Genomic DNA, 21,206 nt, shown 5'->3' with positions numbered 1-21,206 from the left:
GACGGTCCAGGCACCCCCAGAGTGCCCGGACCGCCGTCGGTCATGTCCGCGGTCTCAGACCGTGGCCGGCTCGACCGCCTTCTCCCGGGAGCCGTTCGCTCGCCCGTCGGCGTTGTCGCCGGCGGAGTCGTTGTCGGAGTGGTCGTCGGCTGGGGCGCCGTGCGGGTCGTCCATCGCGCTCTCGTCGAACGGGATGTCGCCCGAGAGCACCTGGGTCACGCGCTCGCGGTCGATCTCCTTGGTCCAGGTACCGATCACCACCGTCGCGACGGCGTTGCCGGTGAAGTTGGTCAGGGCACGCGCCTCGGACATGAAGCGGTCGATGCCGACGATGATCCCCACGCCGTCGACCAGGTCGGGGCGGTAGGTCTGCAGGCCGCCGGCGAGGGTCGCCAGACCCGCACCGGTGACGCCCGCGGCGCCCTTGGACGCGATGATCATGAAGGCGAGCATGCCGATCTGCTCCGGCACGGACAGCGGCGTCCCCATGGCGGAGGCGATGAACAGCGACGCCATGGTCAGGTAGATCGCGGTGCCGTCCAGGTTGAACGAGTAGCCGGTCGGCACCGTGATGCCGACGACCGGCTTGGACACGCCGAGGTGCTCCATCTTGGAGATCAGGCGCGGCAGGGCCGCCTCGGACGAGGACGTGCTGACGATCAGCAGGTACTCGCGCGCCAGGTACTTCATGAGCAGGAAGATGTTCACGCCGGACACGAGCCGCAGCACGGTGCCGAGCACGATCACGATGAACAGGACGCAGGTCACGTAGAACCCGAGCATCAGCGTGCCGAGCTGGACGACGGCGCCCCAGCCGGTCTCGCCGACGACGGCGGCGATGGCACCGAACGCGCCGACCGGCGCGACCCACAGGATCATCGTCAGGACGCGGAAGACGATCCCCTGGATCAGCCGGATCGCGTCGAGGGCGGGCTTGCCGCGAGCGCCGAGCTGCTGGATGGCGAACCCGACGAGCAGCGCCACGAACAGGGTCTGCAGCACGGACTCGCCGGTGAGCGGCGAGACGAGCGTGGTGGGGATGATGCCGAGCACGAACTCGGTGAGGGACGACGCCTCGCCCTCCGCCTCGTAGCTGGTGCCGGCGATGGACAGGCCCTCGCCCGGGTGCAGCAGGTTGCCGACGACCAGGCCGATCACGAGCGCGAAGGTCGACATGACGAGGAAGTAGAGGAGCGCGAGGCCACCGACCCGGCCGACCGTAGCGGCCTTCGCGATGGATCCGATGCCCAGCACGATGGTGCAGAAGATCACCGGCGAGATCATCATCTTGATCAGGTCGACGAACCCGGTGCCGAGCGGCTTCAGCGCCACTCCGGTGCCGGGGGACGCGAGGCCCACGATGACGCCGGCCACGACGGCGACGATCACCGCGATGTACAGGTAGTGACTCTTGTCGAGCCGGCGGCGCGGGGTGGTCCCGGTGCCGGCGGGCTTCGTTACCGCCATGGTTTTTCCTCTCACAACGCTGTGTGGTCAGCTGCAAGAGTGCTGGGCGGGACGGGGAATCCCGCCATTGCGTACTTAATGTTCTCCAGATGGGCGGGCCGCCGGATGGTCGGGCCTCCAGGTGGTCGGGCTCGTCGGCGCCGGGGGGTGACAATGGGGCCGTGGCGCAGCGACGGGGTGCGAGTATCGCGAGGTGGTTCCTCGCCGTGCACACGGCGCTGCTGTTCGCCGGCGCGATGGTCGTCTTCGGGCTCCTGGTGCTCGACGCCCGGTCCACCGCGCAGACGCACGCGGCGAAGGAGAGCACGGACCTCGCCGCCACGGTGGCCACGGAGTCGCTGGTGATCGACACGGTCGCGCGGGCGCACGCGGACGCCGCCACTGACCGGGCGGGCTCGGTGGCCGAGGCGTCGGGCGTGCTGCAGCCGTACGCCGAACGGGTGATGGAGGCGACCCAGATCGACTACCTCACCGTCATGGACACCGACCGGACCCGGTACACGCACCGCAACGAGTGGCAGATCGGCCGCGCGTTCGTGGGCAGCACCGCTCCGGCCCTGCGCGGCGAGAAGTTCACGGAGGTCTACGACGGCACGCTCGGCCCGTCGGTCCGCGCGGTCGTCCCGGTCGTGGGGGACGACGGCGAGGTCGTCGGCATGGTGTCCGCCGGGGTAACGCTCGACCGGCTGTGGGACAGCATCGTCCCGCGCCTGGTGATCGTCGGGGTCGGGACGCTCCTGGCGTTCGGCGCGGGCGCGGTCGCCGCGGCGCTGCTCGCGCGACGCCTGGACCGGATCACGGAGAGCAAGGGCCCGGACGAGCTCGCGCACCTGTTCACCGCGCACGAGGCGGTGCTGCACTCGGTCGAGGAGGGCATGCTGCTCGTCGAGGACGGCACGGTGGTGCTCGCCAACGACGAGGCGCTGCGCCTGCTCGGCGTGCCCGACCTCGCGGCCCCGTTCGCCGTCGCCGACCCGTGCCTGTCCCCCGCCGTCCGCGACGTGCTCGGCGGCGACACGCCCGAGGGGCCGGTCCGGGTGGGTGACCGGGTCCTGCTCGTGGGCCGCGACACGGCGGCGGCGTCGGGCCGGAACGTCGGCGAGGTCATCTCCCTGCGCGACCGCACGGAGCTGCAGCGGATCACCGGCGAGCTGTCGTCGGTGCGCACCATCTCGGACGCGCTGCGCGCCCAGACCCACGACTTCAGCAACCGCCTGCACACCATCGCCACCCTCATCGAGCTGGGCCGCAGCGACGAGGCGCTGCGCTTCGTCGCGAGCGAGCGGGACCTCGGTCAACGGCTCACGGACCGCGTGGTGCAGGCGATCGAGGAGCCCGTCATCGCGGCGCTCGTGCTGGGCAAGGCGGCGCAGGCGCGCGAACGAGCGGTGGAGATGCACTTCGAGACACACCTCGCGCCGGGCACGCACTGGCTGGAGCCGGTCGACGTCGTCACCGTCCTGGGCAACCTGATCGACAACGCGACAGACGCCGCGGCGGCCCGCGCCCTGGACGAAGCCACGGAGCCAGCCACGGAGCCGGCCGTCGAGGCGTGGGTCGAGGTGTACCTCGCCAACGGCGACGACGGTTCGCTGGTCTTCCAGGTCTCCGACAGCGGGAGCGGCATCGCCGACGCGGACCGCGACCGCATCTTCGAGCACGGCTGGAGCACCAAGGACACGACGGCGGGCGGGCGGGGCTACGGGCTGGCGCTCGTGCGCCAGGTCGTGGAGAGCCTCGGCGGCGACATCGAGGTCTCGCACGGCACAGACACGAGCGCCGGGGCGGTCTTCACGGTCACGCTCCCCCGGCCGACCGCCGTCGCGCCGCGGGCACGAGCAACGGGCACCACGGGGGCACAGGTGAGCGGAGCATGATCCGGGTACTGGTCGTGGAGGACGACCACCGTACGGCGGAGGCGCACGGCGAGTACGTGCGCCGGGTCGAGGGCTTCGAGCTGGCCGGCGTGGTGCACACCGCGAGCGAGACCGTGCGCGCGCTGCGCGACGCCCAGGGCGCGGACGCGGAGGTGCACCTGCTCCTGCTCGACATGAACCTGCCCGACCTGCACGGCCTGGTCCTGTGCCGGCAGCTGCGCGCGGCGGGCCTGGTCGTGGACGTCATCGCGGTGACGGCGGCGCGCGAGCTCGAGACGGTGCGCGAGGCCGTCGCCATCGGCGTCGTGCAGTACCTGATCAAGCCGTTCGTGTTCGGGCTGTTCGCCGAGAAGCTCGGCGCGTACCGCAAGTACTTCGAGCAGATGCGCTCGCCGGTCTCGACGCTCAGCCAGCGTGAGGTGGACACGGCGTTCGCGGCGCTGCGGACCTCCAACGCGGCGGGGCTGCCGAAGGGCCTGTCCCAGGACACGCTGGACGCGGTGTCCGACCTGCTGGCCCGGCGGCCCGGCGCGCTGTCGGCCAGCGAGGTCGCGGACGAGCTGCACCTCGCTCGCATCACCGCACGCCGGTACCTGGAGTTCCTGGCGGACGCCGGGGTCGCGTCCCGGGCGCCCCGCTACGGGGCACGCGGGCGGCCCGAGCTCGAGTACGCCCGGGACCGCGCGACGTGACCCCGGTGCTGACTGACCGCACGCGGTGCGCCGAGTCAGCGAGCTGGTCGGACCACGGTGCTGACTCGCGCTACCACGTGCGCCGAGTCAGCACCGTGGTCCAGGGGCGTCAGCGACCGAGCGCCGCCGTCAGCCGGTCGAGGTAGTCCTGCTCGCCCTCGCTGACCGTGAGGCGCTTGCTGAAGAGGCCGCCCTCCTTGGACTTGGTGGCCTTGACGACCTCCGTCGCGATCCGGAGCAGCCAGTCGCCGTACGCGGCGAGGTCCTGCTGGTCCGCCCGCTCCCGCAGCACCGCTATCGAGGCCGCGGTCAGCTCGACCGCCTTCGCCGTGTCGCGCTCGGGGTTCGGGCGCGGGTCCTCCGGCACGGCCACGCCCTCCGGCGTGCCCACCTTGGCGGCCGGGGACAGCTCGGCCGCCTCCTCGTCCTTGATCCTGTCCCGCAGCGCGATCGCCACCGACTGGATGAAGTCGTTCTCGTGCTGCTGCGCCTCACGGAACACCTTGGCGCCGGTCGCGGTCTCCCGGATGAACCGGATCGCTCCGGGCCGGCCGTCCGCCAGGGTGGCACCCTTCAGCACCGCTCCCGGGGCGTCCAGGATCTGGCCCAGCTCGTCGTCGCTGAAGTCGGACAGATTCGTCATGCGCACGCTCTCCGTTATCTCTGCTGCGGCATCTCTGCTGCGGTTGTGTCCGCTGTGTCTGTTTCGGGAACTGGCACAACCTACTGGGTGGAGACGTCGTCCGGCAGCGCGGCGCGGTACCTGCCGGCCAGCTCGCGGGTCGCCGCCACCAGCTCGGGCGGCCCCTCCACCTCGAAGGGCACGTCGAAGGCGCCGAACCGTGCGGCCAGGCCGCCCCAGGACCACGAACCCAGTCCCACGCGGCAGCGCGGCATGCCGTCGACGTCCGGCAGGGGCTCGCACAGGCCCTGGCCGCCCACCCACGGGGCGACGTCGCTGGCCCGGGCGTGGAGCACCGCCTCGCCGTGGACCGGTGACGGCGACCCGCTGATCCGGGAGCCGACGAAGTCCGCGACGGAGCCGCCGGGCACCTCGCGGAACGTGAACCGCGGCCCGGTCCCGGTGCGGAGCCGCATCCGGTCCACCCGGAACATCCGCCAGTCGTCGCGGTCGAGGTCGAACGCCACGAGGTACCAGCGCCCGTCCGACGTCACGAGGTGGTGCGGCTCGACCCGGCGCGGCGGCCGGAAGGCGCCCGCGCCCTCGCCGATCGTGGCCATCGTGCCGCCCTCGTAGTCGAAGCGCACCACCTCGCGGGCCTGGCACGCCGAGCCCAGCAAGAGAAGCAGGTCGGGGTCGACCACCGGTTCGGCGGCCCCGGCCGCTCCGGCCCGCCGACGACGCACGGTGGTCACCTCCAGCGCGTCCAGCCGGGCCCTCAGCCGCGCCGGCATCACCTGCCGGATGGTGGCCAGGGCCCGCAGCGCCCCCTCCTCAGCGCCGGGGATCGTGCCGGTGCGGAGCGCGATCGCGACGGCTACCGCCTGGTCGTCGTCGAAGAGCAGCGGCGGCAGCTCGGCGCCGGCGTCCAGGCGGTAGCCGCCGTCGGGCCCCTTGGTGGCGTTGACGGGGTAGCCCAGCTCGCGCAGGCGGTCGACGTCGCGCCGCACGGTGCGCGGGCTCACGTTCAGCCGGTCGGCCAGGAGCGCGCCCGGCCAGTCCCGTCGGGCCTGGAGGAGCGACAGGAGGGCGAGGAGGCGTCCGGAGGTCTCGAGCATGAGTTCAGCATCGCACGGGGTAGAGGCCAGAACCTGACCGCTACTACCGAGAGAGTGGGACACGTAGCCAGCCGGAAGAACCAGACCGCAAGTCAGACCGCACGACAGATCGCAAAGAGGAGACATCGTGATCCGCACCCAAGCGCTCACCAAGGACTTCGTGGTGAGCCGTACCCGCACCGTGCACGCCGTGCGCGGCATCTCGCTCGACGTCGAGCCCGGCGAGCTGGTGGCCGTGCTCGGCCCCAACGGCGCGGGCAAGACCACCACGCTGCGCATGCTGACGACGCTCATCCCGCCGACGTCGGGCACCGCACAGGTCGCAGGGTACGACGTCGCCACCCGGCCCGACCGCGTCCGTGCCGCCATCGGCTACGTCGGCCAGGGCGGCGCCGGCGGCGCGTCCCAGCTCGTCCGCGACGAGCTCGTCACCCAGGGCGAGATCTACGGCCTGGACCGGCGCACGGCCCGGAGCCGCGCCGCCGAGCTGGTCGAGGCCCTGGACCTGACCGAGCAGGCGGACCGCAAGATCGAGAGCCTGTCGGGCGGGCAGAAGCGCCGCCTCGACGTGGCCGTCGGCCTGGTCCACCATCCGTCGCTGCTGTTCCTCGACGAGCCGTCGACGGGCCTGGACCCGCACAACCGCGCGAACCTGTGGGAGCACATCCTCCGCATGCGCACCGCGGCTGCCGAGCCCATGACCATCGTGCTCACCACGCACTACCTCGACGAGGCGGACACGTTCGCCGAGCGGGTCATCGTCGTCGACCACGGGCAGGTCATCGCGGACGCCACCGCCGACGCGCTGAAGGCCGAGCTCGCGGGAGACCTCGTCACCCTCGGCGTGGCAGCCGAGCACGCGACGGCGCTCGCCGCCATCGCGGAGCGGGCGCCCGGCACACGTTCGGTACGGGTCGGGGCCGGTGCCGGCTCGGCGGGCGGGGTGCGGACCGTCGAGATCCGCACCGCCGACGGACCCGGCGCCACACCGGGGCTGCTCCGCGCGGCGGACGCCGCAGGCGTCCCGGTCAGCCGCGTGGACGTCACGCGGCCCACGCTCGACGACGTCTTCCTGAACCTCACCGGACGCAGCCTGCGGGAGAGCTCGCCGGATTCGCCGGGCGAGCCCGGCTCGCAGGCCGAGCCCGCCGAGACCACCCCCGCGACCAGCACCAACAAGAAGGAGGTCCTGGCATGAGCGCCGCGACCCTGACCCCCGGGCCTACCGCATCCGGCCCTGCCGCGTCCGGCACCGCCCGGCCGCTCCCCCGCCGCAGCTTCCTGCGCGACACCCGGATCGTCCTGGTCCGCGAGCTGCACCCCGTGGTGCGCGACCCGTTCTCGCTGGTCTTCGGCCTCGTCCAGCCGCTGGTCTTCCTCGGGCTGTTCGGCCCGCTCCTGGCCGGCTCGGCCGGCGAGGCGCTCGGCGGCGACGTCTGGCTGTGGTTCGTGCCCGCCGTGCTCGCGATGACCACGCTGTTCGGCACGTCGGTGACCGGCTCCAACCTGCAGCTCGACCTCTCCTCAGGCGTGCACGAACGCATGCTCGTCACACCGCTGTCCCGCCCGGCACAGCTCGTGGGGCGGGCCCTGAAGGAGATGGTGCCGATCGTCGTCCAGTCGGCGATCGTGGTACTGGTCATGCTGCCGTTCGGCCTGCGCCCGGACCCGATCGGGACGGTGCTCACGCTCGTACAGCTCGCGGTGCTCGGCATCGGCGTCGGCTCGCTGTCGTACGCGCTGGCGCTCGCGGTGCGCAAGCAGGAGTGGATGTTCTGGGTGGTGCAGCAGACGTTCCTGTTCCCGGTCATGATGCTGTCGGGGATGCTGCTGCCCCTGGAGAACGGCCCGGCGTGGATGCGGGCGGCGTCGGCCCTGAACCCGCTGCGCTACGTCGTCGACTCGGGCCGGGCCGCCTTCGCCGGCGACCTCCTGTCCGCGACGGTCGCCTGGGGCTGGGTGGCGGCGCTCGCCACCGCCGCGCTGGGCCTCGCGGTCGGCGTCCGCGCGATGATCCGCTCGGCGGACTGACCGCCCACCGGCTGGCCCACCCCGTTCCGGCTGGCCCACCCCGTTGAGTGCTGGATATTTGTCCTGGCGAATCGGTTTCGAAGGACAAATACCCAGCACTCAACGAACGGCGGGTCAGGCGGCCACGTCTATCGACTTCTCCTTGAACTGGCCCGCTAGGGCCCGTTGCATCAGTCGCTTGGTCGTGGCGTTGCCCAGGAGCGTCTGGGTGAGCGTGCGTCTCACCTTGTCCCGATCGGTCTGCGGGACGAACATCACGAGGTCCCGGCGCCCGTTCTTCTGGTGGTCCGCGATGAACGGGCGCAGCCGCATCTCCCACTCCCGCAGCGCCCGGGCGGGGTTGCCCGGGTTGCGCTGCAGCACCGTGCCCAGCAGGTCCGCACCGGCCAGCGCGCTGGACGCGCCCATGCCCGAGTAGAGCGTCACGCACCAGGCCGAGTCGCCGAGCAGGACCACCCGGCCGGTGTGCCAGCTCGGCATCACCACCTGGTGCACGGAGTCGAAGAGGAAGTCGTCGGCCGCCTCGAACTGGTCCAGGAGATTGCCCAGCACCGGCCCGGTGGGCTCGGGCCCGAAGGCGAGGCGCAGCGACTCGATGGGCGGACGCCGGAACTGCGCGTCCTCGTCGTCCGTGCGGTAGTTGAACAGGATCCCGGGCTGGTGGTCGGCGAACGGGAAGACCCACGCCGACCGGCCCGGCTCCGCGAGGACCAGACCATCCATCGCCGTGAAGCCGGGTGCGGGCTCCTTCAGGGTCGTCGCGCCGATGATGTGGTTGAACGGATTGAGGTAGTCGGCGTCGGGGCCGAACACCAGACGGCGCACCGTGGACCGCAGGCCGTCCGCGCCGACGACGAGGTCGAACCGCTCGGTCGTCTGCCCGCCCGTGGTGGTGCGCAGCGTGACGTCGACGCCGTCGGCGCTCTCGTCCACGGCCACCGGCGTCGTGCCGAACCGCATCTCGGCGAGTGGCACCACCTGGTCGTACAGGGCCGCCTCGACGTCGCCGCGCAGGATGAGCTGCGGGTTGCCCGGCAGGTCGCCGTAGCCCATGCCCGGACGCCGGCGGCCGTCCCGTTCGACGTCGTAGGTGATCGACGCCGGATCGGTGCGGTTCCCGATCGCGTCCAGCACCCCGAGCCGCGCGGCTGCGGCCTGCCCGGTGCCGAACATCCCGACGAAGTATCCAGCCCCTCGGCGCTCTGCTGCCCGCTCGATCAGCACGGTCTCCCAGCCGACGTCATGCAGTCGCAGGGCTGTGGCCAGCCCCCCGATACCCATCCCGACGACCAGCGCGCGCGGCTTGCTCATGTGGATCTCTCCTCCGGACGATGTTGGCTCCATTATTGACTGGTAAGTGCTCGCCAGTCAAGAACGGCGGACTACGATGAGCCGGACCGAGCCGAGGGGCGCCGACGGTGGCCCCGGACCGAGCGAGCGGAGGGGTGACGATGGCGCGTCCGGTACAGGACCGCACGGAGGGAATCCTGGCCGCGGCCAGAGCACAGTTCCGGCTGGACGGGGCTGAGCAGACGACGGTCGACGCCGTCGCCGTGCGCGCCGGCGTCGGCAAGGGCACCGTCTTCCTGTACTGGCCGACCAAGGCCCGGCTCCGGGACGCCGTCCTGCAGCTCGAGCTGGCCAAGCTCATGGCCGACCTCGCCGACGACCTGCGCACTGGTGCGACCCAGCTGACCGTGGGACGCGTGGTCCGGCGCGAGATCCTGGCGGTCCTGGAGAACCCGGACCTCGCACCGCACGTCCTGGGCGTTCCGGGGGCGGCGCCGGATCCTGAGCGGTTTCCCGGCGACCCGCTGCACAGGGTCATCACGATCATGCAGGCACACGGTCTGCTCCGGGACACCCCTACCAGCGAGATCGTCGCGGGCTTCGAGACCGTGATGAAAGGCTCGCTCACCCTCGGGTTCGCGGCGCCGGAGCGGATGGAGACGCTCCTGGACGCCGCCGAACGCCTGCTCGACTCGACGTACAGCCGCCCTGACGTGGCTCCGGCCGACGTCGTCGCCGCCCTCCCGGAGGTGCTCGGCGCCCTGGAGGACACGATCGACCAGCTCGTCGAGGCTGCGGCCCCGGACCGCCCCACCACCGCGGTGCTCCGGCCCCGGGAACGCCCGGTCACCACGGACGCCTGACCGAGCCCTCCTCTCCGCTGAGTGCTGGGTATTTGTCGTGCTGAATCGGTTTCGAAGGACAAATACCCAGCACTCAACGGGCGGTGGGCGGGAGGATGGGGGGATGTTCACAAGCACAGCAGCCGGGATCGATCTGCGGGTCGCCGCCTATGCCGTCATCACCGACAACCTGGGGCGGATGCTCCTGCCGCACTGGAGCGAGTACGAGCACAGCGGCTGGACCATGCCCGGCGGCGGGCTCGACCCGGGCGAGGACCCCGCCGACGCGGCAGTCCGGGAGGTCCTCGAGGAGACCGGCTACCACGTCGAGCTGGACGGCCTGCTCGGCGTCGACAGCTTCGTGATCCCCGCGGCGGAGCGCGTGCGCCCGGCGGAACGCCCCGTGCAGGCCTTGCGGATCGTGTACCGCGCGCACGTCATCGGCGGCGAGCTGCGCGTCGAGGTGGACGGCTCCACCGACGACGTCGCCTGGCACACGCCGCAGGAGGTCGACGCGCTGAACCGGGTGCCGCTGGTGGACCTGTCCCGCCGCTGGGCGGGCCTGATCAGCTGAGCGGGGCTGCCGTTCAGGGCAGGGCCGACGGCGGGAAACCCGTCCAGCGCAGGTCCCGCGGCAGGTGCCCCATGTCGTTGAACAGCACCACCGCCGGCGGCAGGCTCTCCCGGTACTCGATGACCGTCAGCGCCGTGTTGCCGCTGTTCAGCCCGAGCCACCGCGCGGGCGGCGCGTCCAGCGCGTGCCGCAGCAGCCAGGCCACCTGGAACGCGTGGGTCACGAGCACCTCGTGCGTCTCGGTCTCGGCGGGCCTCGCGAACCGGTCGACCAGCGCCCCGGCGAGCCGCTCCCCCGGGGCGCGCTCGGCGTCGTCGAACCCGTCGAAGAACCCGGCCCAGGCCGGCGGCAGGTCGGCAGCTGCGGGGACGTACGGCACGTGGTCGACGAGCTCCGCGGCCTCCGCGACGGGGACGCCCGGCAGGTGCTCGCCGATCACCCGTGCGCTCGCCGCCGCACGCGGCAACGGCGAGTGCCAGACGGCGTCGACCGGCAGCCCGGCGAGCCGCTCACCCAGCAGGCTGGCCTGCCGGTGCCCGACGTCGGTGAGCTCGCCGAACGCGTCCGCCGCGCCGTGCCTGGCCAGGTAGAGATGTCTGGTCGCCATGGGCACGAACCTACTGTGCGTCCCGCTGGATCCCCAGGGTCGAGAGCAGGTCCTCGTGCAGTTCCATCCACACGACGTGGCACGAATCGATGCCGGTCCCGGCCACCCACTCGCCACGCCCGGACCGGGCGTGCGCGAGCGCCGCGGAGAAGCGCTCGTCGTACCCCTCGAACCGCGCGAGCCGCGAGCTCAGCTCGCCCACCAGCGGGGCCAGCTCGTCGTCCAGCACCTCGAGCTCCGCGAGCACCGCCGCGTCCCAGTCCGGGTCGGTGTGCGTGTTCACGCTGAGCCGGTCGCCGCCCTCCGGGCGGAGCTGCCAGTCGGTGCACGCCTGCAGCAGGCGCGCGTTCAGCGGCCCGAACGCCTGGTGCACCTTCTCGACGTCGGGCCGGCTACCCGCGTCGGACAGCTCCTCGGCCAGCCGTCGGTCGTCCTCGGCCCGGCCACGGTCGGTCATGGACCAGCCCGCGGTGGCGCCGAACGCCGCCTTCCTGATCCAGCCGTAGGCCTCGTCGTCGAGCAAGGTCTCGCGGGTGTCCGCCTCGTCGAGCCCGAACCGCACGGCGACGGCGTCGTCGTCGGCCATACCCTGGATCCGGACCGAGTGGAGGACGAGCAGCTCGGGCTGAGAGGATCGGCCGAGCACCGGGTTGTGCGTCATATTTTTCACCGTGCATCCTCCTGGTGGCCGATGTCAACGCAGGCAGGTACGCCCAGGGAGGAAGACATGTCGGACAGTTCCGCCGCCACGAGCATCACGGGGACGCCGGGTAGCCCAGGGCGCGCTTCCGGCCCGGCACGTGTGGTGCACAGCCCTGACGACTTCGGGCGGGTCCTGCCCGGCGACGTCCTCGTGTGCCGGTTCACCGAGCCGGCCTGGACCGCCCTGTTCGGTGTCGTCGCCGCCGTCGTCACCGAGACCGGCGGCGTGCTCTCGCACGCGGCGATAGTGGCCCGTGAGTACGGCATCCCCGCGGTGCTCGCGGTCCCCGGTGCCATGACCACGCTGCGCGACGGCGACACCGTCACCGTCGACGGCGGGGCCGGGCGGGTCACCGCCTGACCCACCGCCCAACCGCTGACCCGCCCGGCTGTGCAGGGAGCTCGTCAGCCCTGCGCAGGCGGCTCGATCAGGTCCCACGGCATGCCGTACAGGTCCTCGAATACCGCCACCGTCCCGTAGACCTCGTGGCGCGGCTCCTCGCGGAACCGCACGCCGGCCGCCGTCATCCGCGCGTGCTGCGCGGCGAAGTCGTCGGTCTCCAGGAAGAACGCGACCTTCCCGCCGGCCTGCCGCCCGACGGCGCCCGCCGCGCCCACGTCGTCGGTCACGGCGAGCACGAACCCGGTCCCCCCGTCCGCGGGGCCGACGACGACCCGGCGCCGGCCGGACTCGTTCGTCTCGTCCTCCCGGACGACGAATCCCAGGGCGTCGACGAAGAACGTGATCGCCTCGTCGTGGTCGAGGACGAGGTAGGTGACATCGGAGAGTCGCAGCACCCGAAGATCCTAGACGTCGCCGGACGCCGCGCCTGGTCCACGCCCCTATAGTCGGTGGTGCGAACCAGCTGTGGCCACGACAGTCGTCTGCCGGGAAGGCACCCACCATGAGCTTCACCCACCCCACCGGTACCCGCGGCGCCAAGCAGCCCGGCCGCACGTTCCGCTGGATGAACCGGCTGCTGATGGGGCGCGCCCGGCGCACCGAGGGAAAGACCATGGGGATGGATCTCCTGGTCCTGACCACCGTCGGCCGCAAGAGCGGGCAGGAACGCCAGACGCCGCTCGCGTGGTTCCCGGGCCCCGACGGCAGCTGGCTCGTCGTCGCGTCCGCGGGCGGCGCGCCGGCCAACCCCGCCTGGTACCTCAACCTCGCCGCCCACCCCGACCAGGTGACCGTCGAGCAGGCCGGCCGCAAGGTCGCCGTGACCGCCGAGGAGCTGCACGGGGCAGAGCGCGAGCAGGCCTGGCAGCAGATCAAGGACGCGGCGGACAACTTCCGCAGGTACGAGCAGATCACCGACCGTTTGCTCCCCGTCATCCGGCTGACGCCGCGCTGACCCTGCGCGGGCCGGCCCGCGCAGACTGACGCCGCGCTGACCTGTCCGGCCGTGCCTGGGGCTCCAGCGCCCTCCCAGCGTTCCCACCGGCTCGCCCCAGCGGCCCTGCCTACGTTCGGCCCATGAGCAACCACAGCACCGCTCCCGGCCGCCCCGTGGAGCCCGAGGAGCCCGAACCGCACGACCTCGGGCTCTCCCACGACCTCCCCACCCTCCTGAACCGGCGGCACGCCATCGGCCTGCTGACCGCCGGCGGCCTGGTGGCGGCGCTCGCCGCCTGCTCCCCGACCACCGGCGCGTCGACCGGCGGCCCGCCGTCGGGCGGCCCCGGCGGCGGCGCACCGGACGACACCTCGCAGGCCGACGTCGGCGAGGGAGAGATCCCCGAGGAGACGAACGGCCCCTACCCCGCCGACGGCACCAACGGCCCCAACATCCTGACGACGACGGGCGTGGTGCGCAGCGACATCACCACCAGCTTCGGCGACTCGTCCGGCACCGCGGAGGGCATCCCGCTCACCTTCTCGCTGACCGTCGTCGACGTCTCCGGCGAGGGCGACGCCGGCACCCCCGTCGCGGGCGCCGCCGTCTACGCGTGGCACTGCGACCGCGAGGGCAGGTACTCGATGTACGACATCACGGACCAGAACTACCTGCGCGGGGTCCAGGAGGCCGACGCCGACGGCAGGGTCACCTTCACGTCGATCTTCCCCGCCTGCTACCCGGGCCGCTGGCCGCACGTCCACTTCGAGGTCTACCCCTCGCTCGACGACGCCACCAGCGCCACGAACCGGATGCGCACCTCGCAGCTCGCCCTCCCCCAGGCCGTGAGCGAGGCCGTGTACGCGACGGCGGGCTACGAGTCCAGCGTCGCGAACCTGCAGGACGTGACCCTCGACTCCGACATGGTGTTCTCCGACGGGTACGCCCTGCAGATGGCGAAGACGTCGGGCTCGGTGGACCAGGGCTACACGGCCACGCTCCGTGTGCCGGTGTGAGCACCCGGGTGAATGTCGGTGTGCCTGGGTAGTGTCGGGGGCATGACGCACGCTGCCACCACGTCCCCGGCCACCACAGCCCTCCAGACCGCGGACTGGCGGCGGCGTGTCTTCGCGCTCTACGCCGATGTCCGTGCCCGTGCCGTGGTGAACCCGGCGGCCGCGCACGCCGGGTGGGTCGCGGCCCGGGACGAGCTCTTCGCGACCCACCCGGCGTCACCGATCCTGCCCGAGGACAAGCCCGGCTTCACCGGCCTGTCCGTCACGCCGTACGACCCGGCCTGGCGCCTGACCGCCCCGGTGATACCCGCCGATCCCGGGCCCGACGGCGCCCCGCGCCGCCTCGACGTCCCGACCGGAACCGACGGCGTCGTGCCGTTCGAGCTGCTCGGCAAGGTGGTGCTCCGGCACGAGACCCTTGGTGACCTCGGCTCGCTCGACGTCTGGCGCCTCGCCTCGTACGGCGGCGGCCTGTTCGTGCCGATCAAGGACGCTCTCGCCGGGCCGCCCGGCGGCACCTACGGCGGTGGCCGCTACCTCCTGGACACCATCAAGGGCGCCTGGCTGGGGCACGCGGGCGGGTCCGACGGCGGCGCGGGCGGCGGGCCGGACGACGACGGCGTCGGCGACCTGGTGCTCGACCTCAACTTCGCCTACAACCCGTCCTGCGCCTACGACCCGGCGTGGACCTGCCCGCTCGCGCAGCCCGGCAACACGCTCGACGTCGAGGTCCCGGTCGGTGAGCGCACGCGTAGCTGACGACCAAGTCGTCCCATGAACGGGCCATCTGTCACACCTCCTCGTCGTATTCACCGGCTCAGGCAAGTGCGGATCCTGGCGATGGTCCGACTTTGACACTTGGAATACTCGTTCGCAGCCGATGAGGCTAATCAGTGCGTATATGCAACGCGCGCGGCGGCGCGATCGGATCTCTGCTCGGCACGACGGCGGCCAGATGAGTACCGTTAGCGCCCGATGAACACCATCGACATCACACCGCCCCCTGCCGGCTCACCCTCGTCGGCGTACGGCGTCCACTCAGAGGTCGGCCGCCTGCGCAAGGTACTGGTCTGCGCGCCGGGCCTGGCGCACCAGCGCCTCACCCCGTCCAACTCGGCAGGCCTGCTGTTCGACGACGTCCTGTGGGTGGAACGCGCCCAGCAGGACCACGCCGCCTTCGTGGCCGAGCTGCGCAGCCGCGACGTCGACGTCGTCGAGCTGCACGCCCTGCTCGCCGAGACGCTGCGCGTACCCGGCGCACGCGACTGGCTCCTGGACCGCAAGATCGTCCCGGAGATCGTGGGCAACGGCCTGGTCGAGGCGACGCGCGAGTACCTGGAGTCGCTGCCGGAGCACGAGCTGGCCAGGTACCTCATCGGCGGCCTCGCGGTCGCCGACGTGCCCGAGCTGCCGCCGGGCTTCCGCGCGCTCGCGGACATGAGCCCGGACACCCGCGAGTACCTCATGCCGCCGCTGCCGAACACCCTCTTCACCCGCGACACGACCTGCTGGATCTACGGCGGGCTCACGCTCAACCCGCTCTACTGGCAGGCCCGGCGTGACGAGACCCTGCTCATGAAGGCGGTCTACGCGTTCCACCCCGACTTCGTCGGCAGCCGCGTGTGGTGGGGCGACCCGGAGACCAGCCACGGCGAGGCGACCTTCGAGGGCGGCGACATCATGCCGATCGGCAACGGCACGGTCCTCATGGGCATGAGCGAGCGCACCTCGCGCCAGGCGATCACGCAGGTCGCGGCGTCCCTGTTCGAGCAGGGCGCGGCCGAGCAGATAGTGGTGGCCGGCATGCCGCGGCTGCGCGCGGCCATGCACCTGGACACGGTCATGACGTTCGTCGACGTCGACACCGTCACCGTCTACCCGCGGATCGTCGACCGGGTGCACCCGTTCGTGCTGCGCCCCGACTCCGGACCGCTCGGCGTGTCCGTCACGGACGCCGGCGGGTCGTCCTTCCTCGACGTCGTGGGCCAGGCCTCCGGGCTGGGCGAGCTGCGGGTCATCGAGACCGGCGGCGACGTCTACGAGTCGGAACGCCAGCAGTGGGACAGCGGCAACAACTCGGTCGCCGTCGAGCCGGGCGTGGTGTTCACCTACGACCGCAACACCACCACCAACGACCTGCTGCGCAAGGCGGGCGTCGAGGTCATCGAGATCGCGGGCGGCGAGCTCGGCCGCGGCCGGGGCGGCGGCCACTGCATGACGTGCCCGATCATCCGGGAGCCCGTCAGCTGGTAGAGGACGGATCGCACCACCCGCAGCCGTTACCCTGCATCCCGGACAAAACCCCTGAAAGGAGTCCGGATGCCGGTCGACGGCGGAACGGTTCGCGAGCACCTGCGCCGGCTGGTCGAGCACCGCTGGTTCCAGCGGGCGGTGCTCGGCGTGATCATCGCCAACGCGGTCGTCCTGGGCCTGGAGACCTCGATCAGCGCGGGGCGGGCCGACCAGGTGCTGCAGGTCCTCGACGACGTGATGCTCTGGTTCTTCGTCACCGAGATCGCGCTGCGCCTGGTCGCGCACGGAACGCGGTTCTTCCGTGATCCCTGGAACGTCTTCGACCTGCTCGTCGTCGGGATCGCCCTGATCCCGGCGACGGGTCCGATGTCCGTGCTGCGGGCCCTGCGGATCCTGCGCGTGCTGCGGCTTGCCGACTCGGTCCCGTCGATGAAGCGGGTCGTCAACGGCCTCGTCGCGGCCGTGCCCGGCATGGGCTCGGTGGGCGCGCTGCTGCTCCTGGTGATGTACGTGTCGGTGGTGATCGCGACCAACCTGTACGGGGGCATCGCACCCGATCACTTCGGTGACCTCGGGACCAGCGCGTTCACTCTCTTCCAGACCATGACGGGCGAGGCGTGGCCGGAGATAGCCGCCGACGTGATGCGGGAGGAGCCGAGCGCCTGGATCTTCTTCGTCGTCTTCATCCTGGTGGTCTCGTTCGCCGTGCTGAACCTCTTCATCGCCGTGGTCGTGAGCGGTATGGAGAGCATCGACGACCTGGCCGAGCACGAGGAGAAGTCCGACGCCGAGGTCATGGCCGAGCTGCGCGCCATCCGGGCACAGCTCGCCACGCTGCAGGCCGAGCTCGCCTCGTCCAGGGCAGGCGCCCCGGAGCCGGCGGCCGCCGCGGTGCCCGCCGTCGCTCCCTGAACGGTGGGCCCGCGTAGCTCGGGACAGCTAGCGGCCGGCCACCGCGACACGCCGTGTTGCGGCGCCACGCCGAGCACTTGATGCATCCTTGGGTTGCAGTTCCGGAAAAGCCATAGACGCTACCAAGTCCTCGTTGTACCTTTCTTCACACACGGACTCGCGCCGTGGCGGCAGGTCGTGTGCCTTTGCTACCTGCCGGGGTACCAGCACAAGCCAGATTCATACGGTCAGACCAGAACGAGACGGAAGGACGAAACCCACGATGGCCCGCATCAGCATCGCGCTCCAGGCCTCAGGCCTGTGCAAGACCAGTGCGACCACCGCTTCGTCCTACCCGACCACTGCGACGCACCTGCGAGACGGCCGTGAGGCCATACGAGGCGCCATACGCCGCTGATCCGGTTCTGCCGGACCAGCGCTGTGAGCCGCCTCGGGATGCCTTTTCCCGGGCGGCTCTTTTCGTCCCGGGGCGGGAATCGTCCAGGGGGTAGTCGTACAGAACGGCCAGAGACAACAGCACGAACCGACGATCACGAGAAGAACGAGAACGAGAAGCTCACCGGAAGGAGCAGGCCCGTGGCCGACGTCCTAGTCCTCAATGCCGGCTACGAGCCGCTGCACCGGGTATCGGTCCGGCACGCCATCCACATGCTCGTGCGCGAGGTCGCGGTGGTGGAGGAGGCGGTCGACGGCCGCTCCTTCGGGCCGTTCCCCTTACCGCGCGTGCTGCGGCTGGTCCGGTACGTCACGATGCGGTGGCTCTACAAGTCGGACGGGGCGCCCGCGTGCACCAAGCTGGGCGTCAAGCGGCGCGACGGCATCTGCGCCTACTGCGGCGGTGCCCCCGAGACGGTGGACCACATCCTGCCGCGGTCGCGCGGGGGCCCCTCGACGTGGATGAACCTGGTGGCCGCCTGCTACGAGTGCAACTCCCTCAAGGCGGACCGCACGCCGGCCGAGGCCGGCATGGTCCTCTACGTGACGCCGCACGTCCCGCGGGCGGAGTACGCGCGCGCCATCCGGCACCGGGCAGCCCGAGCGGCCTAGCTGTAGCGACCTGGCCGTACTGACGACCGGGCACGGTGAGGTAGGCAAAGGGTCAGGTGATCGGCAACTGCGAGGTGCCGATCACCTGACCCTTCGCTTCTCGGGCAGTCGCGTCTCAGGAGGCGAGCGCGGCGGCCAGGAGCTCGAGGGTCTGCGCACGGCCGGGCGTCGCGTCCAGGGGCTCGTCGGCCCGCGACCCGGCGACCGGGACGAGCATGACCTCCTCGACCCCGTGCCGCTCGGCCAGGCCCCGCACCTCGGCGGCCACGTGCTGGGCGTCACCGATCAGCCACCGGGTGCGCATCGCCTCGATGGACTGCGCGATCATGCCGTCGACGGGCTCGGCGGCGGTCGCGCGCACCGCGTCCTCGACCGTCTCGAGCGGGCCGAGCTTCTGGCCGGACCGCAGCCGGGCCATCTGCCGCAGCTGCGGCAGTGCGCGGTCGTGCGCCTCGTCCGACGTCGGCGCGACCACGGCGTTGGACGTGATGAACGTGCGCGGCTCCGGATGCTCCTCGGACGGCCGGTAGCCGTCCCGGTACAGCGCGAGGATCTGGTCCATGCCCTGGCCGGAGAAGTGGTTGGCGAACACGTAGGGCAGGCCGAGCTCGGCGGCGAGGCGCGCGGAGTAGTCGCTGGAGCCCAGCAGCCACACGGTCGGGACGCTCCCGGCGGCGGGCGTGGCCCGCACGTCGTAGATGTCGCCGGAGACGAGTCGCAGGCGGGCACCGTCCGGCCCCATCAGGCTCAGGATGTCGGTGACGTGCTGCGGGAACCGGTCCACGTCCGCCGTCGGACCGGTCGCGCGCAGCAACGACGTGACCACCGGGTCGCTGCCCGGGGCGCGGCCGATGCCGAGGTCGATCCGACCGGGCGCGATGGCCTCCAGCGCCGCGAACTGCTCGGCGACCACGAGCGGGGCGTGGTTCGGCAGCATCACGCCGCCCGACCCGACCCGGATGCGGGAGGTCCGCGCGGCCGCGGCGGCGATCATGACCGGCGGCGACGACGCCGCGACGGCGGCCATGTTGTGGTGCTCCGCGAACCAGTAGCGCTCGTAACCGAGGCGGTCGGCGAGCGCCACCAGCTCGAGCGAGGCCGACAGGGCCTGAGCGCTGGTCTGGCCCGAACGGACGGGCACGAGGTCAAGGACGGACAAGCGTGGCTGGGTATTCATCGCCTCTGTCAACCGTCACGGGGTCCGGCGTGTTCCGGAGCGGGGCGCTCGTGCGGGCTCGCGCGTCTATCACCCCGGCGATCGTCGCGGTATCGCCGAAGGTCATAGCGCCCACCCCCTGGGGCCTGACATGATCGCGAGGTGTCTGTTGATGTGCGCACCGTGACCGACGACGACGTCGATGCAGTGGTCGACCTATTCCGTCAGTACCTCAGGTTCTACGACCAGGAGGTGCCCGACGCCGAAGCGCGCGCCTATCTGACCGCCCGCCGCGATGCGGGCGACAGCGTGCTCCTGGTCGCCGTCGCACAGCCGGACGGCGACAGGTCGGATGCGGACGACGCGCCGGCCGCCGGGACGCTGGTGGGCTTCACGCAGAGCTACCCCACGTGGTCGTCGGTGAGCCTGAGCCGGTCATGGGTCCTGAACGACCTGTTCGTCTCGCCCGACGTGCGCGGGACGGGCGCGGCGCGGGCGCTGGTACGGGAGACGTGCCGCCGCGCCAAGGAGGCCGGCGCCATCCGGGTCTCGCTGGCCACCGCGTGGGACAACGTCGCGGCGCAGGGCCTGTACGAGTCCGAGGGTTTCGTCCGCGACCAGCACTTCCACCACTACGCGTACGTGACGGGCGCCTGACCGCCGGATCGGCGCGCCCTCCCCCGCTCCACCGCTCTCACCTGCTTCAATGCCCTGGCTCGGCCCTGCCACCAGGGCCTTCGGCCTGCCCGGCCGGGGGCCGGCGGGCCATCTGCCACATCATCTGTCGATTCGGGGAGACCCGAGAACTGGAGTGCACACCACCATGATGGGAGGCAACCACGCCGCGTCGGGAGCCGCGGCCTGGATAGCTGTGACCGCCTCGACGCCGATCGCCTTCGGCTGGTATCCCGTGTCGGACGCGAGCGTGTTCACCGGGGCCCTCGTCTGCGCGGGCGCGGCGCTGCTGCCCGACGCCGACCATCACTCCGGCACCATCGCGAACTCGTTGAAGCCCGTGTCGAACGTGGTCGTCAAGGGCATCGAGGCGGTGTCGGGCGGGCACCGCAAGGGCACGCACTCGATCCTCGGCGTCGCCGTGTTCACTGCGATCGCCTGGGCGCTGAGCTTCCTGAGCATCGACACGGGCACCGCGGAGTTCGGGGCGATCCTGATCGGCCCGGGCATCATGTGCGTGCTGCTCGTCGCGTTCGCCCTGAAGGCGCTGAAGATCACGCGCGACACGAAGATCTTCCCGTGGACGATGTCGGTGACGCTGGCGGTCCTCATCGCGATCTTCGCGCCCGAGGAGTGGTACTGGATGCCGTTCAGCGTGGCGCTCGGCTGCACCGTGCACATCATCGGCGACCTGATCACGACCGCCGGCGTGCCGCTGCTGTGGCCGCTGAAGTTCCGGTCCCCGTACTGGATGCGCAACAAGCGAGGCATCGAGCTCGACTGGATGTGGCGGACCGGCGGCAACCTGTCGATCCCGATCATCGGCGACGCCGGGTCGGTACGCGAGTGGATCCTGCTCATCCCGATCTCGCTGTACGCGATCGTCGGCATCGTCTGGGCGATGCTGGACCAGATGGGCTTCGACACCCTGTCGGTCTGGAACCAGTTGGTGTCCCTCTTCCCCGCCTGACCCTGGCCTCGTTGA

At 71.6% G+C, this 21,206-nt stretch carries 23 protein-coding genes; 15 read left to right on the top strand and 8 right to left on the bottom strand.

Annotated features, from left to right (window positions below; genetic code table 11):
• Positions 1–54: 54 nt before the first annotated feature.
• Positions 55–1,467 (bottom strand): cation:dicarboxylate symporter family transporter, encoded by a 1,413-nt coding sequence (locus tag ACQEVI_RS24295; protein WP_432904037.1) that lies wholly within the window; start codon positions 1,465–1,467, stop codon positions 55–57.
• 161 nt (positions 1,468–1,628) lie between these two features.
• On the opposite strand from ACQEVI_RS24295, the gene ACQEVI_RS24290 reads away from it, so the two are divergent.
• Positions 1,629–3,344, top strand: a complete 1,716-nt coding sequence (locus ACQEVI_RS24290) for an ATP-binding protein (protein WP_432904034.1) — start codon at positions 1,629–1,631, stop codon at positions 3,342–3,344.
• On the top strand, positions 3,341–4,036 hold the full coding sequence (locus ACQEVI_RS24285; RefSeq protein WP_432904031.1) for a response regulator: 696 nt from the start codon (positions 3,341–3,343) through the stop codon (positions 4,034–4,036). The genes ACQEVI_RS24290 and ACQEVI_RS24285 overlap by 4 nt, the downstream gene beginning before the upstream one ends.
• 109 nt (positions 4,037–4,145) lie before the next feature.
• Here ACQEVI_RS24285 and ACQEVI_RS24280 read toward each other — a convergent pair whose 3' ends face one another.
• Positions 4,146–4,679 carry a hypothetical protein gene (locus tag ACQEVI_RS24280; protein WP_432904028.1) on the bottom strand — a complete coding sequence of 178 codons (534 nt, stop codon included), beginning with the start codon at positions 4,677–4,679 and terminating at the stop codon, positions 4,146–4,148.
• Between the two features lie 80 nt (positions 4,680–4,759).
• On the bottom strand, positions 4,760–5,776 hold the full coding sequence (locus ACQEVI_RS24275; protein WP_432904026.1) for a helix-turn-helix transcriptional regulator: 1,017 nt from the start codon (positions 5,774–5,776) through the stop codon (positions 4,760–4,762).
• A gap of 127 nt (positions 5,777–5,903) precedes the next feature.
• Between ACQEVI_RS24275 and ACQEVI_RS24270 the strand changes: the two genes are divergently transcribed.
• Positions 5,904–6,974, top strand: a complete 1,071-nt coding sequence (locus tag ACQEVI_RS24270) for an ATP-binding cassette domain-containing protein (protein ID WP_432904023.1) — start codon at positions 5,904–5,906, stop codon at positions 6,972–6,974.
• A complete protein-coding gene (locus ACQEVI_RS24265; protein WP_432904020.1) occupies positions 6,971–7,807 on the top strand; it encodes an ABC transporter permease in 837 nt (278 codons plus the stop codon). The genes ACQEVI_RS24270 and ACQEVI_RS24265 overlap by 4 nt, the downstream gene beginning before the upstream one ends.
• A 114-nt stretch (positions 7,808–7,921) precedes the next feature.
• Here the strand turns inward: ACQEVI_RS24265 and ACQEVI_RS24260 are convergent, their stop codons facing one another.
• Positions 7,922–9,118: an FAD-dependent monooxygenase gene (locus ACQEVI_RS24260; protein WP_432904017.1), complete on the bottom strand. Its 1,197-nt coding sequence runs from the start codon at positions 9,116–9,118 to the stop codon at positions 7,922–7,924.
• A 140-nt stretch (positions 9,119–9,258) separates the two neighbouring features.
• Here ACQEVI_RS24260 and ACQEVI_RS24255 point away from each other — a divergent pair, with 140 nt between their 5' ends.
• Both ACQEVI_RS24255 and ACQEVI_RS24250 read left to right on the top strand, forming a co-directional pair.
• Positions 9,259–9,960 carry a TetR/AcrR family transcriptional regulator gene (locus tag ACQEVI_RS24255; protein WP_432904014.1) on the top strand — a complete coding sequence of 234 codons (702 nt, stop codon included), beginning with the start codon at positions 9,259–9,261 and terminating at the stop codon, positions 9,958–9,960.
• 103 nt (positions 9,961–10,063) lie between these two features.
• Positions 10,064–10,513, top strand: a complete 450-nt coding sequence (locus ACQEVI_RS24250; protein WP_432904011.1) for an NUDIX hydrolase — start codon at positions 10,064–10,066, stop codon at positions 10,511–10,513.
• A gap of 13 nt (positions 10,514–10,526) precedes the next feature.
• Here ACQEVI_RS24250 and ACQEVI_RS24245 read toward each other — a convergent pair whose 3' ends face one another.
• Both ACQEVI_RS24245 and ACQEVI_RS24240 read right to left on the bottom strand, forming a co-directional pair.
• A complete protein-coding gene (locus tag ACQEVI_RS24245) occupies positions 10,527–11,120 on the bottom strand; it encodes a histidine phosphatase family protein (RefSeq protein ID WP_432904008.1) in 594 nt (197 codons plus the stop codon).
• Positions 11,121–11,130: 10 nt separating this feature from the next.
• On the bottom strand, positions 11,131–11,781 hold the full coding sequence (locus ACQEVI_RS24240) for a transcriptional regulator (RefSeq protein WP_432904005.1): 651 nt from the start codon (positions 11,779–11,781) through the stop codon (positions 11,131–11,133).
• A 66-nt stretch (positions 11,782–11,847) separates the two neighbouring features.
• Between ACQEVI_RS24240 and ACQEVI_RS24235 the strand changes: the two genes are divergently transcribed.
• Positions 11,848–12,183, top strand: coding sequence for a PEP-utilizing enzyme (locus ACQEVI_RS24235; protein ID WP_432904002.1), 336 nt, complete (start codon positions 11,848–11,850; stop codon positions 12,181–12,183).
• A gap of 44 nt (positions 12,184–12,227) precedes the next feature.
• Here the strand turns inward: ACQEVI_RS24235 and ACQEVI_RS24230 are convergent, their stop codons facing one another.
• Positions 12,228–12,620, bottom strand: a complete 393-nt coding sequence (locus ACQEVI_RS24230) for a VOC family protein (RefSeq protein WP_432903999.1) — start codon at positions 12,618–12,620, stop codon at positions 12,228–12,230.
• A 107-nt stretch (positions 12,621–12,727) separates the two neighbouring features.
• Here ACQEVI_RS24230 and ACQEVI_RS24225 point away from each other — a divergent pair, with 107 nt between their 5' ends.
• The 6 genes from ACQEVI_RS24225 to ACQEVI_RS24200 all read left to right on the top strand — a co-directional run bounded on the left by ACQEVI_RS24225 (position 12,728) and on the right by ACQEVI_RS24200 (position 18,390).
• A complete protein-coding gene (locus ACQEVI_RS24225; RefSeq protein ID WP_432903996.1) occupies positions 12,728–13,180 on the top strand; it encodes a nitroreductase/quinone reductase family protein in 453 nt (150 codons plus the stop codon).
• A 122-nt stretch (positions 13,181–13,302) separates the two neighbouring features.
• A complete protein-coding gene (locus ACQEVI_RS24220; RefSeq protein WP_432903993.1) occupies positions 13,303–14,178 on the top strand; it encodes an intradiol ring-cleavage dioxygenase in 876 nt (291 codons plus the stop codon).
• Between the two features lie 42 nt (positions 14,179–14,220).
• Positions 14,221–14,937 (top strand): DUF1684 domain-containing protein, encoded by a 717-nt coding sequence (locus tag ACQEVI_RS24215; protein WP_432903990.1) that lies wholly within the window; start codon positions 14,221–14,223, stop codon positions 14,935–14,937.
• 216 nt (positions 14,938–15,153) lie between these two features.
• Positions 15,154–16,431 carry an arginine deiminase gene (locus tag ACQEVI_RS24210; protein ID WP_432903987.1) on the top strand — a complete coding sequence of 426 codons (1,278 nt, stop codon included), beginning with the start codon at positions 15,154–15,156 and terminating at the stop codon, positions 16,429–16,431.
• 66 nt (positions 16,432–16,497) lie between these two features.
• Entirely contained in the window at positions 16,498–17,343 is an 846-nt protein-coding gene (locus ACQEVI_RS24205) for an ion transporter (RefSeq protein WP_432903984.1), read from the top strand.
• A 576-nt stretch (positions 17,344–17,919) separates the two neighbouring features.
• A complete protein-coding gene (locus tag ACQEVI_RS24200) occupies positions 17,920–18,390 on the top strand; it encodes an HNH endonuclease (RefSeq protein ID WP_432903981.1) in 471 nt (156 codons plus the stop codon).
• A gap of 115 nt (positions 18,391–18,505) precedes the next feature.
• Here the strand turns inward: ACQEVI_RS24200 and ACQEVI_RS24195 are convergent, their stop codons facing one another.
• On the bottom strand, positions 18,506–19,567 hold the full coding sequence (locus tag ACQEVI_RS24195; protein ID WP_432903978.1) for an LLM class flavin-dependent oxidoreductase: 1,062 nt from the start codon (positions 19,565–19,567) through the stop codon (positions 18,506–18,508).
• 141 nt (positions 19,568–19,708) lie between these two features.
• Between ACQEVI_RS24195 and ACQEVI_RS24190 the strand changes: the two genes are divergently transcribed.
• Both ACQEVI_RS24190 and ACQEVI_RS24185 read left to right on the top strand, forming a co-directional pair.
• The gene (locus ACQEVI_RS24190; RefSeq protein WP_432903975.1) at positions 19,709–20,203 is read left to right on the top strand and encodes a GNAT family N-acetyltransferase; all 495 of its coding nucleotides are present in this window, start codon (positions 19,709–19,711) and stop codon (positions 20,201–20,203) included.
• Between the two features lie 166 nt (positions 20,204–20,369).
• Complete coding sequence (locus ACQEVI_RS24185) at positions 20,370–21,191, top strand: metal-dependent hydrolase (RefSeq protein WP_432903972.1); 822 nt, start codon at positions 20,370–20,372, stop codon at positions 21,189–21,191.
• The last annotated feature ends 15 nt before the right edge of the window (positions 21,192–21,206 follow it).

It is taken from the genome of Promicromonospora sp. CA-289599, assembly GCF_050936155.1.
In the GTDB taxonomy this organism is placed as follows: Bacteria; Actinomycetota; Actinomycetes; order Actinomycetales; family Cellulomonadaceae; genus Promicromonospora.
Note: the sequence above shows the minus strand (reverse complement) of the source record. Positions and strands in the feature narration are given on the sequence as shown.